This window comes from Actibacterium sp. EMB200-NS6 (assembly GCF_001305615.1).
In the GTDB taxonomy this organism is placed as follows: domain Bacteria; phylum Pseudomonadota; class Alphaproteobacteria; order Rhodobacterales; family Rhodobacteraceae; genus Actibacterium_A; species Actibacterium_A naphthalenivorans.
Map to the genome: position 1 here is coordinate 3,334,847 of NZ_CP010869.1, position 14,189 is coordinate 3,349,035.

At 62.9% G+C, this 14,189-nt stretch carries 16 protein-coding genes; 1 reads left to right on the forward strand and 15 read right to left on the reverse strand.

Annotation, left to right across the window (positions count from 1 at the left end; all coding sequences use genetic code 11):
• Window position 1: 1 nt before the first annotated feature.
• From TQ29_RS16160 to TQ29_RS16230, 15 genes are all read right to left on the reverse strand, one after another.
• Window positions 2-772: a 2-keto-4-pentenoate hydratase gene (locus TQ29_RS16160; protein ID WP_054540006.1), complete on the reverse strand. Its 771-nt coding sequence runs from the start codon at window positions 770-772 to the stop codon at window positions 2-4.
• Complete coding sequence (locus TQ29_RS16165) at window positions 769-1,737, reverse strand: nitronate monooxygenase family protein (RefSeq protein WP_054540007.1); 969 nt, start codon at window positions 1,735-1,737, stop codon at window positions 769-771. Before TQ29_RS16165 ends, TQ29_RS16160 begins: the two co-directional genes overlap by 4 nt.
• Window positions 1,734-2,534 carry a 3-(cis-5,6-dihydroxycyclohexa-1,3-dien-1-yl)propanoate dehydrogenase gene (gene hcaB / locus TQ29_RS16170; protein WP_054540008.1) on the reverse strand — a complete coding sequence of 267 codons (801 nt, stop codon included), beginning with the start codon at window positions 2,532-2,534 and terminating at the stop codon, window positions 1,734-1,736. Before hcaB ends, TQ29_RS16165 begins: the two co-directional genes overlap by 4 nt.
• Window positions 2,534-3,091 carry a 3-phenylpropionate/cinnamic acid dioxygenase subunit beta gene (locus TQ29_RS16175; protein ID WP_054540009.1) on the reverse strand — a complete coding sequence of 186 codons (558 nt, stop codon included), beginning with the start codon at window positions 3,089-3,091 and terminating at the stop codon, window positions 2,534-2,536. Before TQ29_RS16175 ends, hcaB begins: the two co-directional genes overlap by 1 nt.
• A gap of 5 nt (window positions 3,092-3,096) precedes the next feature.
• A complete protein-coding gene (locus TQ29_RS16180; protein ID WP_037209038.1) occupies window positions 3,097-4,500 on the reverse strand; it encodes an aromatic ring-hydroxylating dioxygenase subunit alpha in 1,404 nt (467 codons plus the stop codon).
• Entirely contained in the window at window positions 4,493-4,822 is a 330-nt protein-coding gene (locus tag TQ29_RS16185; RefSeq protein WP_054540010.1) for a Rieske 2Fe-2S domain-containing protein, read from the reverse strand. Before TQ29_RS16185 ends, TQ29_RS16180 begins: the two co-directional genes overlap by 8 nt.
• The gene (locus tag TQ29_RS16190; protein WP_054540011.1) at window positions 4,819-5,652 is read right to left on the reverse strand and encodes a protocatechuate 3,4-dioxygenase; all 834 of its coding nucleotides are present in this window, start codon (window positions 5,650-5,652) and stop codon (window positions 4,819-4,821) included. Before TQ29_RS16190 ends, TQ29_RS16185 begins: the two co-directional genes overlap by 4 nt.
• A 1-nt stretch (window position 5,653) precedes the next feature.
• Window positions 5,654-5,911: a hypothetical protein gene (locus TQ29_RS16195; protein WP_054540012.1), complete on the reverse strand. Its 258-nt coding sequence runs from the start codon at window positions 5,909-5,911 to the stop codon at window positions 5,654-5,656.
• A complete protein-coding gene (locus TQ29_RS16200; RefSeq protein WP_054540013.1) occupies window positions 5,908-6,735 on the reverse strand; it encodes an alpha/beta fold hydrolase in 828 nt (275 codons plus the stop codon). The genes TQ29_RS16195 and TQ29_RS16200 overlap by 4 nt, the downstream gene beginning before the upstream one ends.
• A 9-nt stretch (window positions 6,736-6,744) precedes the next feature.
• Window positions 6,745-8,034 (reverse strand): TRAP transporter large permease, encoded by a 1,290-nt coding sequence (locus TQ29_RS16205; protein WP_054540014.1) that lies wholly within the window; start codon window positions 8,032-8,034, stop codon window positions 6,745-6,747.
• On the reverse strand, window positions 8,031-8,528 hold the full coding sequence (locus TQ29_RS16210) for a TRAP transporter small permease (protein ID WP_054540015.1): 498 nt from the start codon (window positions 8,526-8,528) through the stop codon (window positions 8,031-8,033). The genes TQ29_RS16205 and TQ29_RS16210 overlap by 4 nt, the downstream gene beginning before the upstream one ends.
• Entirely contained in the window at window positions 8,528-9,640 is a 1,113-nt protein-coding gene (locus tag TQ29_RS16215; protein ID WP_217621202.1) for a TRAP transporter substrate-binding protein, read from the reverse strand. The genes TQ29_RS16210 and TQ29_RS16215 overlap by 1 nt, the downstream gene beginning before the upstream one ends.
• Entirely contained in the window at window positions 9,600-11,126 is a 1,527-nt protein-coding gene (locus TQ29_RS16220) for a class I adenylate-forming enzyme family protein (RefSeq protein WP_054540017.1), read from the reverse strand. Before TQ29_RS16220 ends, TQ29_RS16215 begins: the two co-directional genes overlap by 41 nt.
• A 336-nt stretch (window positions 11,127-11,462) precedes the next feature.
• Window positions 11,463-12,740: an ATP-binding protein gene (locus TQ29_RS16225; protein ID WP_054540018.1), complete on the reverse strand. Its 1,278-nt coding sequence runs from the start codon at window positions 12,738-12,740 to the stop codon at window positions 11,463-11,465.
• Window positions 12,730-13,449, reverse strand: a complete 720-nt coding sequence (locus TQ29_RS16230) for a response regulator (RefSeq protein WP_054540019.1) — start codon at window positions 13,447-13,449, stop codon at window positions 12,730-12,732. The genes TQ29_RS16225 and TQ29_RS16230 overlap by 11 nt, the downstream gene beginning before the upstream one ends.
• A gap of 177 nt (window positions 13,450-13,626) precedes the next feature.
• Here TQ29_RS16230 and TQ29_RS16235 point away from each other — a divergent pair, with 177 nt between their 5' ends.
• Window positions 13,627-14,142, forward strand: coding sequence for a hypothetical protein (locus TQ29_RS16235; RefSeq protein ID WP_054540020.1), 516 nt, complete (start codon window positions 13,627-13,629; stop codon window positions 14,140-14,142).
• Window positions 14,143-14,189: the final 47 nt, after the last annotated feature.

Here is a 14,189-nt window from a genome sequence, read left to right on the forward strand (position 1 = left end):
TTCAGTCTCCAAAACGGATGGCGGTTTCGCCGAACCCTTCGGTTGATGCGGTAAACACGGCCCCCGGCGCGGCGGCGACCATCGGGCCGAGCGCGCCCGAGAGCACAACATCGCCTTCGCCAAGCGGGCGCCCGGCCCTGGCCATCACACGCGCCAGCCAAACAAGCGCGTTGAGCGGGGAGCCAAGGCAGGCGCGGCCCGAGCCCCGGGAAACCACCTCGTCGCCGGCGCGGATCTCCATCCGGCAATCGAGCAGGTCGATCTCGGTGAGACGCCGGGCCGAAGGGCCGAGGGTGAAGAAGGCGGACGAGGCATTGTCCGCAACAGTGTCCACGAAACGGATGTCCCAGTCGGCAATCCGGCTGCCGACGATCTCAAGCGCGGGAACGACATATTCGACGGCGCACATCGCCTCGGCCGTGGTGCAATCGGGTTCTGAGAGATCGCGGCCCATGACAAAGGCCAACTCGGCCTCCGCTTTCCATTGCGCACCTTCACACCAGGGCAACTCCGCGCCATGGGGAAGATCCATGTCGGCAAAGAGCATGCCGTAGTCGGGCTGATCCACACCGAGCTGCGCTTGCACCGCCGGGTTTGTCAGGCCGATCTTGCGGCCCACGAGACGCCCGCCCGCGCCAAGCCTTGCCACGGTGTTGATCTCCTGCACCGCATATGCCTCTTCGGCCCCCGCGAGATGCGCGCGGACCGGGGCAATCGGAACCCCGGTTTTTTCGGCGTCGCGCAGGGCCGATGCGATTTCGTCCAGCGTCATGCGGGCTCCCCTTTCCTGGCAAAGCGCGCGGCCATGCCTGCGCCGGCGGCGTCATACTGCGCCGCCATTCGAGCGACTATTTCGGCGATCGGTTCGATCCCGTGGATCTGCCCGACACCTTGCCCGGCGCTCCAGACGGTTTTCCACGCCTTGGCGCCCGAATGCATGTCGCCGGAAAAGTCGATCTTGGCCTCCGCCTTCATATCATCAAGGTCGAGCCCGGCAGCCTTCACCGATGCACGCATCCAGTTGCCCAGAGCGCCGGTGATAGCCTTGGAGGCGATCAGATCCTCGATCCCGCTGTCGATGATCATCTGGCGATAGCCTTCGGAGATGAGGCTTTCGCGCGCACCAAGAAACCGTGTGCCGACATAGGCCAGATCGGCGCTCAGCGTTTCAACCGCCAGCACACCCGCGCCGGTGGAGATGCCGCCGCCCACCGCGATGGGGCCGTCGAAGAACTGCCGTACCTCATCGAGGAAAGGCGCGAGCGCGTATTGCCCGGTGTGCCCGCCCGCGCCGGAGCAGACCAGCACCAGCCCGTCTGCCCCCTTGTCGATAGCTTTTCTCGCATAGGTCGGGCTGTTGACATCGGCAAAGACCAGCCCCCCATAGCCGTGTACCACCTGCGTGATGCGATGTGGCCCACCCAGAGCGGTGATGACGATCTCGGGTCGGAACTCGGCAACCAGCGCCAGTTCTTGATCGAACCGGCCATAGCTCGAATGGGTGATCATGTTGAACGCGAAAGGCAGGTTCTTCGGTCCGAGTTCGGCGTGAATCGCCCCGAACCATTGCCGCAAATCGTCGATCGTGCGCCCGTTGGGCCCGGGAAACGCGCCCATCACTCCAGCCTTGGCCGCGCCAATGACCATCTCCGGCCCCGAAACCAGAAACATGGGCGCCGCCACAACAGGCAGGCGCAGGCGCGCCTTCAAAGCGGCGATTTTCTCTTTGGCAGTCATTCAGCTTCCTTCCTGCGCCTGCGACCCCGCACCTCGAGCCCGCCATCCGAGCGGATGATCTCGGCGGTCACAAAACGGCTCTCTTCGCGCGAGGCGAGGGTGACGTAGAGGCCAGCATGATCTTCGGGTTCCGAAAGGAACCCAAGCGGCGTGGTCCGCGCCACCATCTCCTCAAATCCGTCGATGGCATTGAGCTCCCTGGCATCGCTCGGCAGGCCGCCCAGCCCCGTACGTGTACCTCCGGGCGCGACCGCATTAACGCGAATGTCCGGCGCCAGCTCATAGGCGAGCTGTTTGAGGGTGCCCGTGAGCGCGTGTTTTGAGCTGACGTATAATGTACCACCACCGCCCGAAAAGAATGATGACGAGGACAGTGTGAAGATGATGGACCCGCGGCTTTCGCGCAGCGGAACGAGCCCGGCACGCGCCGCCTGCAGATAGCCCAGAACGTTGACGTCGAAGAGCTCGCGATAGCGGGCCTCCAGGTCGGCGCCCTCGATGCTCTCGAACGGGTCCGAAAAATCGTAGACGCCGGCGTTTGGCACCAGCACGTCGAGCTTTCCGAAACGCGCCACGACCGTCTCGACCGTGTGTACATTGTCCTGCCAGGACCGCACATCGCCCTGAACGGGCGCGACCTTGTCGCCATGCGCGGCGCTGAGATCATCCATATCCGCCGCCGAACGCACCAGCACACCAACCCGCGCGCCCTCGGCGACGAAACGGTCCACGACCGCGCGCCCGATGCCCTTGCCGCCACCGGTGACCAGCGCGGCATATCCCTCAAGCCGCCCCATCAGAAGAACGTGTTGAGGTTTTTCGACAGAAGCACGTTCTGCACGATGAGAACGCGCCGTCGCAGCAGCCGGTATCCACCATCCACAGCGCGCAGAACGTCTTCACGGCGGCCATGGATGATGTCCTGATCGGCCTCGTTGCGGTTGCGCACATTGGTGAAAGCCGAACACACCGCGAAAAGCGCGGGGTCGTCGGTCGCGTTCACCTCGATGTTCGAGATGAGATGCACGTGCCGGGTCGCCGGATTGTCGGCCCAGGCCGAGGGCTCGTTGTAGCGTTTTACCCGGATTTCCAACTCTCTCCAGTTGTCGTCGAAATAGGCCGACTCGCCGTATTTGAACGTGCCGCGCGGATCGTCGCGGCGGCGGGTTTCCATATCCGGCATCCAGTAATGGATCTCGGGGTCGATGAACCCATCGAGCCATTCCTGATACCGCTCGGCATCGAGAAGGCGCGCCTCGGCGTGGACCCAGCGGATGATCGCGCGCTCGATTTCGAGGGTCACCGGATTGTCGAGACGGTCGAAAGGTTTGGAGATATCGAGAAAGTCGAGCATAGGGGTTACTCCGCCGCTTTCACGGACTTCTGCGGCGGCGCGGTGTCGCCGTTCTGCAGATCGGTCCAGTTGTCATGTTCCATGAATTCCGCCCAACGGGTATAGAACAAACGCTGGTTGGCATCGTTCATCGACCCCTTGTGAATATGGCCGGGCAATTCGCGTTCCAGATCGGTACTTTCCAGGCCCAGCGCATAGTGCAAAGGCTGCTGGCGGGTCACGAAACCCTGGTTGACGCGGGTCGAATATTCCCAGTTCTCGCCGTCATCCATCTCGAAGACGCCGCCCGGCGAAAAGGTCATCATCACGCCCTTGCGGTAAGCTTCCTTGATGTGCTCGGGCGCGTTCTTGTTCACCAGCGTCCAGACGACCAGCTCGATCTTGCCGGGACCGCGCGGATGCCAAACGCGGAAGGTGTTCTGGCCCGGCAGGAAGGAGAAGTTCGGAAATACCGTGCATGAGGAAATCGCCCCGATCGCGCGGGCGCGCAGATCGCCCAGACGGGCGCTGGCCTTTTCCGAAAGGTCATACACATAGTCGACCAGTTCCGGATAACCCAAGGTGCGGGTGTTGCCGACCTTGTCGAGATTGGTCTCTATTCCGTGCCCGTAAACGGAGGCCTGGAACGCCAGCTCATCGTACCGCTTGCCAAGATCGACGCCAGCACCAAGGATCGCCTGCGCGCCGGATTGATGCGTCCAGAAGGCGTGCAGGATATCGCCCACGAAATTCTCTGCCGGGAATTTCCAGTTGCAGTCGATCTCGGACTTGATCGCGCCGCCGATAAACTCGGTTCCGCCCTCGTCATTGTCGAGCATGATGTCGAGGTAGAAGGTAAAGGGGCCGAAAAAATCGAGAAGCGACGGCGCGGCGGGATCGAACGTGCCGAAGATCAGGCCCTTGTAGCTGTCGATCTGCGCCACCGGGGTAAGGCCGATCTGGGCTTTCTCGAACGCCTGGTCCTTTTCGTAGACCTTGCCATCGGTTCCGCGCAGCCCACCATCGATCCCGAAGGACCAGCCATGGTAATTGCAGATAAAACCGCGCGCCTTCGTGCCGGCATCCACCATGCAGACACGGTTGCCGCGATGCGGGCAGGAATTCAGGAACGCCTTTACCGAACCGTCGCGCTGGCGCACGACGATCACGTCATCTTCGCCCATCGAGGTGCGGATGAAATCGCCGGGACTTGGGATCTGGCTTTCATGGGCCAGAAACAGCCAGGAACGGGCAAAGATCTGCTGCAGCTCGGCCTGATAGATCGCCTCGTCCACGAAGAGGCGGCGATCCACCTGCGCGTTCTCGCGGTTCACGAGCTGGGCGTATTCGGGATAGCTTGCGGCCTTGGGATAGACCGGCGCCATGTTCGGGCGGCCGCGGGCCCCGCCCTTGCATCCTCCATCACACATGTTCGGGTCCTCCTGTGAGGGTGGCGAAAACCTTTCCGTCGCGGTCTTCGCATTTGAAGAAAGAAAGATTGGGGCAACCGACGGGCGGGTTGTGCACCGCGCCAGAGCCCAGTTCGAATTCGGCGAAATGCACGCCGCAAACCACGCGGCCATCCTCCAGCCAGCCTTCGGAGAGGCTTTCATCCGCATGAGGGCAGCGGTCGGGGAAGACGTAGAGCGCGCCTTCGTGACGCGCGATGGCGATGGCCGGACAACCCGGCACATCCACACGGATGATCTCGCCCTCACCGATATCCGCGCTGTCGCAAAGCTCGATCATCATGCGGCCACCTCCAGCTCCGCAAAGCCCATGCCTGTGACCCAGCCCGCGACAGGCTCGTAGCCGATCACCCGGCCGCCTGCGGCGCGGGTTGCGGCCATGGCGCAGGCATAGGTGCGGATTTCCATCGCGCCGTTGCCGCCGTCGCGCAGGATTTCCTCGTCCGTCAGCGCAAGCATCGCCGCCTTGTCGCCACGGGCAACGATATCAAGCACCTTGCGGTCGAACGCGGGGTTCACCTCGCCCATGCGCTCGTCGCCGACATGGTGCGAGATCCCGCCCGAGCCGATCACCACGACGCGCTCGTCGCCCGGGAAGCTTGCCACGGCCTCGGCGATATGCTCGCCCAGATCCCACGCGCGCTTCATCGGCAGATAGGGATCCACACCGCACGCCAGCATCACCGCGACGATCGGGATATCTTTGCCCGTCGGCTCCAGCATCAAGTGATGCGGTACGGCGACGGAATGATCGACGTTGAGGGCGCGGCCCACGGTCCAGTCGAAGCCGGTCTCCCGGCCCACTTTGGCGATATGCTCTCCAAGCGCGCCATGCGAAGCCAGCGGCTTGCGCTTGAGCCCCGGCAACTGATCGACCGGCCCTTCGATTTCGCCGGTGGAGATCACATAGGGCGGCAGGCATTCAGTACCAAAGAGTATGTAGTGGTCACAGCCAATCACGATGGCTGCGTCAACCTCAAGCTCCTTGATGCGATCGGCCATTATTCCGTAGGCGGCATAGCAGGCATCGGACTGCTGCTTGCTCGCGCCCTCGGGGTTGAAATACATGACCGGGTTGTGCGGGGCGACAAAGCCCCCGACGATTCGTGCCATTTTACGCCTCCTCGCGTTTCATGATCTTCAGATAATCGCGGTTCGATTTCCCGGCCTGAAGCCAGAAGCCCCAAGTCAGCATTGTATTCACCCCCAGATCCGCCAGTTCGCGGACCTTGTATTCGCGGATGAGCGCGCGCTCCTTGTCATCGAGCTGATAGCGCGACAGGAACTTGTTCGGATCTTCGGAGAACTTCTTCTTGTGCGTCCCCGAGGTGGACAGGTCGTAAAGCACTTTTTCGAGCGTGTTCCGGCTCATGCGTCACCTCCCAGAAAGTCTTTGACAAGTTTCAGAAACTCGGCCTCGCGTTCGATCTGCACCCAATGGCCGCACTTGCCGAAGGAATGCAGATCGGAGTTTTCGACCCATTGGTGCATGTCGAGCGCGCGGGCGTAGGGCACAACGCGATCCTCGCGGCCGTGCAGGATCAGGGTCCTGTGCCCGACCTTGCGCAGAAGCTTTTCCGGAATGCCGCGCACGATCGGATTTTCTCCCTCGGGGGGGGGCATCAGTTTGCGGAAGGCCTCAAGCGCGCCGTCGCGCGTGGCCGCGTTGAACCGTGCGGCGATGAGCTCTTCGGTGATGATGCTCTCGTCATGGGGGAAATAGCTGATCGCGCGGCGCATGGATGGCATCGTGCCGTCAAACTCACCTTGCGCCCGCAACCCGTCGGTGATCGGGAAATGTCCGCAAGGCGTGCCCAGAAGCACCAGCCGGTCGATCCGGTCGGGATGGTTGATCGCGGTCATCAGCCCCAGGGCACCGCCGAAGGAATTGCCCACCACCGAGACCTTTTCGATGCCCAGTTCGTCAAGGATAGCCACGAAATGCTCGACCCAGAGCATGATGTTGTATTTCGTGTCGGGCTTCAGTTCGGTCGCGCCAAAGCCCGCGATATCGGGAGCGACGATGCTGAAGCTCTCCGACAGTGGCCCGATCACCTTGCGCCAGTTGGCCCAGGCAGACACGCCCGCCCCGGAGCCATGGAGCAGCGCGACAGGCTTGCCCTCTCCCGCGCGATGCAGGTTGGTACGGTGGTCGGCCGCGGTGATTGTGAGAGTTTGGACGTCCGTGTCCAGCATGAGTACCTCCTATTTCAGCAGATAGGGCAATGTGAGCGAGAGAGCGGGAATGAAGACAACAAGCAGAACCCGCGCCACATCCGCGACGATGAAGGGCACCACACCGCGGAAAATTTCCGTCAGTTGAACGTCGCGCAACACCGCATTGAGAATGAAGACATTGAGCCCGATGGGCGGGGTGATGAGGCTGATCTCCACGACAACCACGACAAGGATGCCGAACCAGATCGGGTCGAAGCCCAACGAGATGATCAGCGGATAGAACACCGGCACGGTGAGCAGCATCATCGAGATGCTTTCGAGTACACAGCCAAGCACCACGTAGATCGCGATGATCAGAAAGATCACCAGAAGCGGCGGCACGGCCAGTGTCTCGATCATCGCGACAAGTGCCTGCGGCACCCTTGCGACGTTCACAAGATTGGCGAACAAGAAGCTGCCGATCAGGATCATCATCAGCGAAACGGTGGTGGAGATACCATCGGCGAGCGAGCTCTTGAGCATCTGCACGCTGATCCGGCCACGCAGCGCGGCAAGGGCCAACGCGCCAAAAGCGCCAATGCCTGCGCTTTCGGTTGGCGAAAAGAACCCGCCATAGATGCCGCCCATCACCACGCCGAACAGCAACACTACGGGCCACGCCCCGACCAGCGCCTGCAGGCGTTCCTTCGACGTGGGTTTGTCACCGGCAGGGCCAGCCTCGGGATCGCGCAGCACTGTCCAGAACACCGCCGCTGCGTAAAGGACGATCCCGAGAACGCCCGGTACGATCCCCGCCATGAAAAGCGCGCTGATATCCGTCTCTGTCATGATGCCGTAGAACACGAGTGCGATTGAGGGCGGGATCAGGATGCCAAGTGTGCCCCCCGCCGCAATCGCCCCCGTGGCAAGGGAGGTATTGTAGCCGTAGCCCTTCATCTGCGGATAGGCGATGCGCGACATGGTGGCCGCAGTGGCAAGCGATGAGCCCGATACGGCACCAAAGCCGCCGCAGGCAACGATGGTCGAGAGCGCCAGCCCCCCGCGCAAATGGCCGACGACAGCATAGCAAGCGCGGAACAGCTCATCGGCGATGCCGGAATGGGCAATGAAAGCGCCCATCACGATGAAAAGCGGAATCACCGCGAACTCATATGTCAGCACCGTTTCCGAAGCGATGATACCCACCTGCGAAAAAGCGGCCGTCCAGCCCTGAAAGGCGGCAAGCCCCACGAGGCCCACAAGCCCCGTGGCCACCGCGATCGGGGTGCGCAGAAACAGCAGCACCATGAGCGCGAGAAAGGCCAGTATGGCGATCATTTCAGATCCCCTTTGCTGGCTTTGAGGGTGGGGACGACAGCCAGAACCGTGCTCACTGCGGCCAATCCGGCGAACACCGCATAGATCGACAACGGCACCCATTTTTCGAGCGGCAGAAACAGAAAGGTTTCGTGCCAGCGCTGCATGATCATTGACTGTCGGGCCAGAAAGATCGCGAGGATGGTGAAAAACACCACCTCGAGCAGCCAGACCACGCCCGCGCGAATGCGGTCAAAGCGCGGCATGCGGCTCAGTTGCGGCTCGATCAGGTCGATGCGGATATGATCGCGCGTCCAGTTCATACCGATCAGGCCGGCATAGACGGAGACACCAAGAAGCAGCCCGACCAGTTCATAGGCAAAGCCGAGCGGGCTGCTGAACACCACCCGGCCGATCACATCGACCGCAGTGACAACCACGAGGCCGACCAGCGCCGTTTCCGCCAAAAGGCGGAAACGGCGCTGAATGGATGCGATATAAGACCGCGAGCGCATCAGTTGCTCGGCCTTTCGATCTCGCCGTTGTAAAAAGCCAGGGCGGCATCGGCATCGATACCCATCTCGGCTGCCATTTCTTTCCACTTGCCAAGTTCACCGGCAAAGGCGGCGTCGATCTCGGCCATGAAAGAGACATCGGCGACAAGGTAGTTTTCACCAAGGCGTTGTTTGAAAATTTCGCGCGCGGCAATGTCGTTCTGATGCCAGAGCGCACCCATCTTCTCGCTGAGAACCTCGCCCGAGATGCCCATGATCGCGGCTTGATCTTCGGCGCTGATCTTCTCCCACTTGGCCTTGTTCATGATAATGAAGGCAGAGTTCGAGAAAATGCCGCCGGGAACCTGGGTCACCGCGTGGATATCCTCATCCACCTTGAAACCGGTCACCAGTTCGTCGGAGATCACCGTCCCGTCTATGATACCGCGCGACAGCATTTCGCGCAGTTCGGTGAGCGAGCCAGATACCGGCACCACGCCTTGCTGCTGAAGCACGCGGCCCACTACCGGGGTCGGCACGCGCATCTTCTTGCCCTTTAGACCGGCCATAGAGGTGACCGGCTCCTTGCGCATCGAGATATTGCCGCCGGCCGTCACATGCATGGCGAGCGTCACGACATCGGACTGCATCCCGGTCGGCTCGAAATACTCTTTCCAGAGCTGCCAATAGGCTTTCGACGATGCGCCGGCGTCCTTGGTGATGAACGGCAGTTCGACCATCTCGGTCAGCGGGAATACGCCCGGGGTGTAGCCATGCGGACCCCAGGCGATATCCGCGACGCCATCGACCACGGCCTGATAGTTGCGGTTCGGCGGGGCGAGCGGCTTGGCAGAGGCCTGCACCTTCACGCGGCCCTCCGTCACCTCCTCGATCTGGTCGAACCACTTGTACAGTCCGTCCGCCTGGCTCCAGTGCCCGCTCGGAAACCACTGGTTATAGTTCAGGACGAGCGTGTCAGCGGCCCGCGCGGGCAAACTGTTCATCGCCACCGCGGCCGCAAACAGCGCGCCTTTAAGCGCCGAACGCCGCGCGAAATTTCCCTGGGTCATCTGTGTCTCCTCCCCTACACAGTTAAGCGTTTTCGGATTCCCGCGCCCCGCGCGCCCGCGCACGAAGCGCCATCCGGTCAACCTTGCCCGCGGGCGTCAGCGGCAACGCCCCGAGAAATTCGATCCGGCCTGGCAGTTTGTAGGGGACGAGGAATTGCCTGCAGCTTTCGCACAGCATCTCGGCGTCAACCTGAGCGCCCGCGCGCAACACCACATAGGCAACCACAACCTCGCCCGAGCGCGCGTCTGGCACGCCGACAACACAAACGCCGGCCACGTCGGGGTGCGACATCACCGCTTCCTCCACTTCGCGGGGGAACACGTTGAAACCCTTGTGAATGATCACGTCTTTCTTTCGGTCCGTAATCGTCAGGAAGCCTTCCTCGTCAATCACGCCGATGTCGCCGGTATGGACCCACCCGTCGCGCAACACGAGCGCAGTCTCTTCGGGGTTGTCGCAATACCCCGGCATGACATGCGGGCCACGCACACGGATCTCGCCGGCCTCGCCGCGCGGCAGAGAACGGCTCCCGGTTTGCAGATCCACGATATCGACCTCGGTATCTGGCACCGGCTTGCCTGCCGCACCCAGGCGGCTTCCGCGCGAGTCCGTGTTTGCCGTGATCGGGGCGACTTCGGTCATGCCGTAGCCTTCGTAGATGGTCAGGCCTGTCAGCTTCTCCCAGCGACGGTGCACTTCGACCGGGAACGCCGCGCCGCCGCCGGGACACACCCGCAGCGAGCTGAGATCGCGCTGGTCAAGATCGGGATCGGACATCAGCGCCTGATAGACGGCAGGAGGGCCGCCGCCGAGCACGGAAACCCTTTCGCGCTCGATCAGGTCGAGCACGCCGGCCGGGTGGAACCGCTCTGGCACGATCGAACTGCCACCCGATTGCAGCGGAAGGCAGATCCCCGCGAGAAATCCGTAGATATGGCTGTAGGGCGCGATGGGTAGGAACACGTCAGCCTCGCGTGTCGGCCAGCCCCACTGCATCCGTGCACCGGCTGAGACAAGCTTGCGGTGAGAGTAAAGGATTCGTTTTGGTATGCCGGTGGTGCCGCCAGAGAAAAGATAGGTGGCAGGGGTATGCCCTGTGCCACAGGCGCTTTGCGCCTCAGCGTCGGAGGCGACCCAGCCAGCAATCATCGCGTTATCGACCACGATCGCGTCGGGCTTGAACTCAAGAGGATGGTCCGCAAAGACCATTTCAGGCGTGAGGCTTTCCATGAGCAATGCGCCGGACTTGCGCGGCATCGCAGCATTGAGCAGAGCCACTCGGCCACCGCAAAACAATACTGAAAGGTATGTTATAAAGAAAGGCGCACCGTTACCCATGAACATGGCCACATCTTTGTCGCGTAGCTGTTCGCCGTATGTGGAAGCAAACCCCCGCAGCGCCTGCGCGACCTCACCCCATGTCAAACGAATACTCATATCCGCAATGAACAGCCGATTCGGGTGCTGATTAACACGATTCTCAAAGATTTCGATAAGGCTGCCCGCGGGCTCGGTCCCGCGCCAGTCGAGACAGTCCAACGATTTCATTTGTGCTCCTCCCGTTCGCAAACCCAAAAAGACACAATCCATTTCTCCAGTCAATACTTTTAAGTATTGTGCGGAGGCAAAGATTGGCGCTGGATGATCTGGAGGCTGATCGCGTCTTGGTCGCTGCCGCAGAGCCGGCGGTGGTGGCATAGGCAGTGGCGCAAACCGACGTGGCGGTTGAATTGGGCAGGACCGGTTGCCGTTTCTCGCCGAGGCTCTGAAAATAACTGCCATCGCGGGAGCTTGAGTCGGTGGATGGGCTGTAAATGGCAGGTTTGAGCGGCCATATCGCGGCTAGACGTTGCGAGCACCCCAACCCGGGGGACACTCCAAGCCCTATCCCGGCAGGTTCAGCGTGACGGAAAAACCTTTCCCCCCGGATGTGAACGCCACCATCCCGCCATGCGCGCGCGCCACCCGCTCGGCGATGGACAAGCCAAGCCCCGTTCCGCCGCCGCCACGCGCGTGATCGCCCCGCACGAAGGGGATCAGCATCCGTTGCGCCGTCGCCGCCGGAATGCCGTCGCCGGCGTCGGTCACGGTCAGGTGCAGCACTTCGCCCGTTACCTCCGCGTTCAATGCAATCGGCGGGCGGCCGTGCCGGGCGGCGTTTGTCAGCAGGTTGGCAAGGGCACGCACAACCGCCCCCTTGCGCAGGTGAAACACGAGATCGGGCTGGCACGTGACGAAGATATCCCCCCCCAGTCCAGCCAGTTCGACCGCCTCGGCGAGCAGGCCGGAAACCGGCACCAAAGACCGTTCCTCGGATTCGAACCCGCGCGCGAAATCGGCGAACTGGGTGAGCATCGTGTCGATCTGCACCGCCTGCCGATCGGCGCTTTCGATCAGATCCCGATCCCTGGTGGCGATCATCTCCAGCGCCAGTCTCAGTCGGGCGAGCGGCGTCCGCAGATCATGGCTGACCCCGGCCAGCATCATTGCACGGTCGGTTTCTATCGCCGAAAGCCGCGCGGCCATGTCGTTGAACGCGCGGGCAACGGCCCTGATCTCATCGGGGCCGGTTTCGCTGAGCCGGGCAGGTTCCGATGCGGGGTCGAAATCCCTGACCCGCGCCGCCAGTTCCTGCAAAGGGCGCGCCAGCCTGCGCTGGATCACCACCCCGCCCATCAGCGCGACGGCACAGGCCACCGCCACGGCGAGCAGAAGCGCGTGAAGCGGCCCGACGCGCTCGGGCGTGGTTATGGTCAGCCACAGCGGCGTGCCGCCGGTCACGACCCTGATCCACAAATGGCCGTTATTGTCGGTCTGCCATTGAAGTTCGGATTGCGACGCCAGCTCGTCGGCCAGGGCCCGCATGAAGCGCCGTTCGAGAAACTTCGGCGAGCGCAGGCCATCTTCGGGCGGTGTCGTGGCGGCGATGATCTGCGCCCCGCCTTCCCTGTTCAGAACCTGAAGGAAGGCATCGCGGCTCTGCGGTGTCATTCCGTCAGCGGCCACCGCGAAGGCGTCGATGACCTGTGCCGCCGCATGCGCCAGACGAACCGTCTGCGGCCTGACGATCACCGAGGCGATCAGGACCGTGGTCAGCACCTGGCCAACCAGTACGACACCGATCAGAAGGGCGATGTTCTGGCGAAACAGGCTATTCAGCATCGCCCGCGACCAATGCGTATCCGATGCCCCAGATCGTCTTTATGTGGCGGGGGGCGGATGTATCCTCGCCAAGCGCGTGGCGCAGGCGGGCAATCTGCACGTCGATCGCCCGGTCCGTGACCTCGGCATCGCGCCCAATTGCGCGTTCGATCAGCTGCGCGCGGCTCAGCGGGCGCCCGGCGCTGCGGGCAAGCGCGGCGAAGAGTGCGAACTCACGGGAAGACAGGCCGATCGGCTCGCCGCCCCGCCGGATGGTCATGGCGGAGAAGTTGATCTCGAAAGGGCCGATGTTCGCCGTTTCGTCGCGTTGGCCGGCCCGCTCTGGCGCGACCCGCCGCAGCACGGCCGCGATCCGGGCGACCAGTTCGCGCGGGGTAAAAGGCTTGCCCAGATAATCGTCGGCCCCCATTTCCAGCCCCAGGATGCGATCCACCGGATCGCCCCTGGCCGTCAGGATGATGATCGGCGTCGTGTCCCCCGCCGCGCGCAGGCGGCGGCAGATGGTCAGGCCATCCTCGCCCGGCATCATCAGGTCCAGCACGATCACATCGGCAGGTTCGCGCATCAGGGCAATGTCCAGCGCCCGCCCGCCATCGACGGCGCGCACGCCAAAACCGTGTTCGCCCAGAAACCGCTGCAGGAGCGCGCGAAGTTCAAGGTCGTCGTCAACCACGATGATGCGGGCGGGTTTGGGGTCCATGGAAGGCATGTTGGCACTCCACCCCGGGCAAGTCAGCGGGAAATATGTGACAAACCGTGACAGCCCGGACGGGTTGCAATCCTTTGTAGCACCTTCGCGGTTTTGCGACATCGGCCTGCAACATGCGCCCGGCATCATCGACCTGTCTCAACCGGGGCTGTGCCCCAGAGGAAAGGAAAGACAGTCATGAAACGCAAACAGTTAATTCCGGGGCTGCTGGCGCTTGGCATCTGTGCGCTCGCCGCCGACGCCGCTCTGGCCGAGCAGGGCGTGCTGCGCACACGTGGCGCGAATGGCGGCGCCGTCGCCGCGAGGGGGCCGAACGGCGGCGCCATCGTAAGCGGCCGTGGCGTTCAGCAGAATTCCGACGGCTCCGTCACCGGCGCCAGCGGCACCGTCCTGCGCACGCCGCAGGGCAGCGTTGCCGGGCGCGCCTCGACCACCACGCGCGGCGCGGACGGATCGCTGACCCATAGTGGTGGTTTCGCCGCCAGCGGACAGAAGGGCAATGTCCAGAGCAGCGGTTCGCTTGCCGTCGACGCAGATGGCACCGCCAGCGGCGCCCGCTCGACCACGGCCACCAGCGCCACCACCGGGACCAGCTATCAGGGCTCGACCACGGTCGATCCCGTGACGGGCACGGTTACGCATACCGGCACCTGCTATACGGATTCGGGCGAGGCGGTTGCCTGCGCCAAATAGCGCGCCCCCCTGGCACGGCCCGAACCGGCCGTGCCGGTTTCAACATG

Bases quoted from the DNA above. Each gene is read 5' to 3' on its own strand.
- TQ29_RS16185 (WP_054540010.1), bottom strand. From the start codon at position 4,822: ATGATGATCGAGCTTTGCGACAGCGCGGATATCGGTGAGGGCGAGATC.
- TQ29_RS16205 (WP_054540014.1), bottom strand. From the start codon at position 8,034: ATGATCGCCATACTGGCCTTTCTCGCGCTCATGGTGCTGCTGTTTCTG.
- TQ29_RS16195 (WP_054540012.1), bottom strand. From the start codon at position 5,911: ATGAGCCGGAACACGCTCGAAAAAGTGCTTTACGACCTGTCCACCTCG.
- TQ29_RS16190 (WP_054540011.1), bottom strand. From the start codon at position 5,652: ATGGCACGAATCGTCGGGGGCTTTGTCGCCCCGCACAACCCGGTCATG.
- TQ29_RS16160 (WP_054540006.1), bottom strand. From the start codon at position 772: ATGACGCTGGACGAAATCGCATCGGCCCTGCGCGACGCCGAAAAAACC.
- TQ29_RS16165 (WP_054540007.1), bottom strand. From the start codon at position 1,737: ATGACTGCCAAAGAGAAAATCGCCGCTTTGAAGGCGCGCCTGCGCCTG.
- TQ29_RS16230 (WP_054540019.1), bottom strand. From the start codon at position 13,449: ATGCCTTCCATGGACCCCAAACCCGCCCGCATCATCGTGGTTGACGAC.
- TQ29_RS16235 (WP_054540020.1), top strand. From the start codon at position 13,627: ATGAAACGCAAACAGTTAATTCCGGGGCTGCTGGCGCTTGGCATCTGT.
- TQ29_RS16175 (WP_054540009.1), bottom strand. From the start codon at position 3,091: ATGCTCGACTTTCTCGATATCTCCAAACCTTTCGACCGTCTCGACAAT.
- TQ29_RS16210 (WP_054540015.1), bottom strand. From the start codon at position 8,528: ATGCGCTCGCGGTCTTATATCGCATCCATTCAGCGCCGTTTCCGCCTT.
- TQ29_RS16180 (WP_037209038.1), bottom strand. From the start codon at position 4,500: ATGTGTGATGGAGGATGCAAGGGCGGGGCCCGCGGCCGCCCGAACATG.
- TQ29_RS16200 (WP_054540013.1), bottom strand. From the start codon at position 6,735: ATGCTGGACACGGACGTCCAAACTCTCACAATCACCGCGGCCGACCAC.
- hcaB (WP_054540008.1), bottom strand. From the start codon at position 2,534: ATGGGGCGGCTTGAGGGATATGCCGCGCTGGTCACCGGTGGCGGCAAG.
- TQ29_RS16220 (WP_054540017.1), bottom strand. From the start codon at position 11,126: ATGAAATCGTTGGACTGTCTCGACTGGCGCGGGACCGAGCCCGCGGGC.
- TQ29_RS16225 (WP_054540018.1), bottom strand. From the start codon at position 12,740: ATGCTGAATAGCCTGTTTCGCCAGAACATCGCCCTTCTGATCGGTGTC.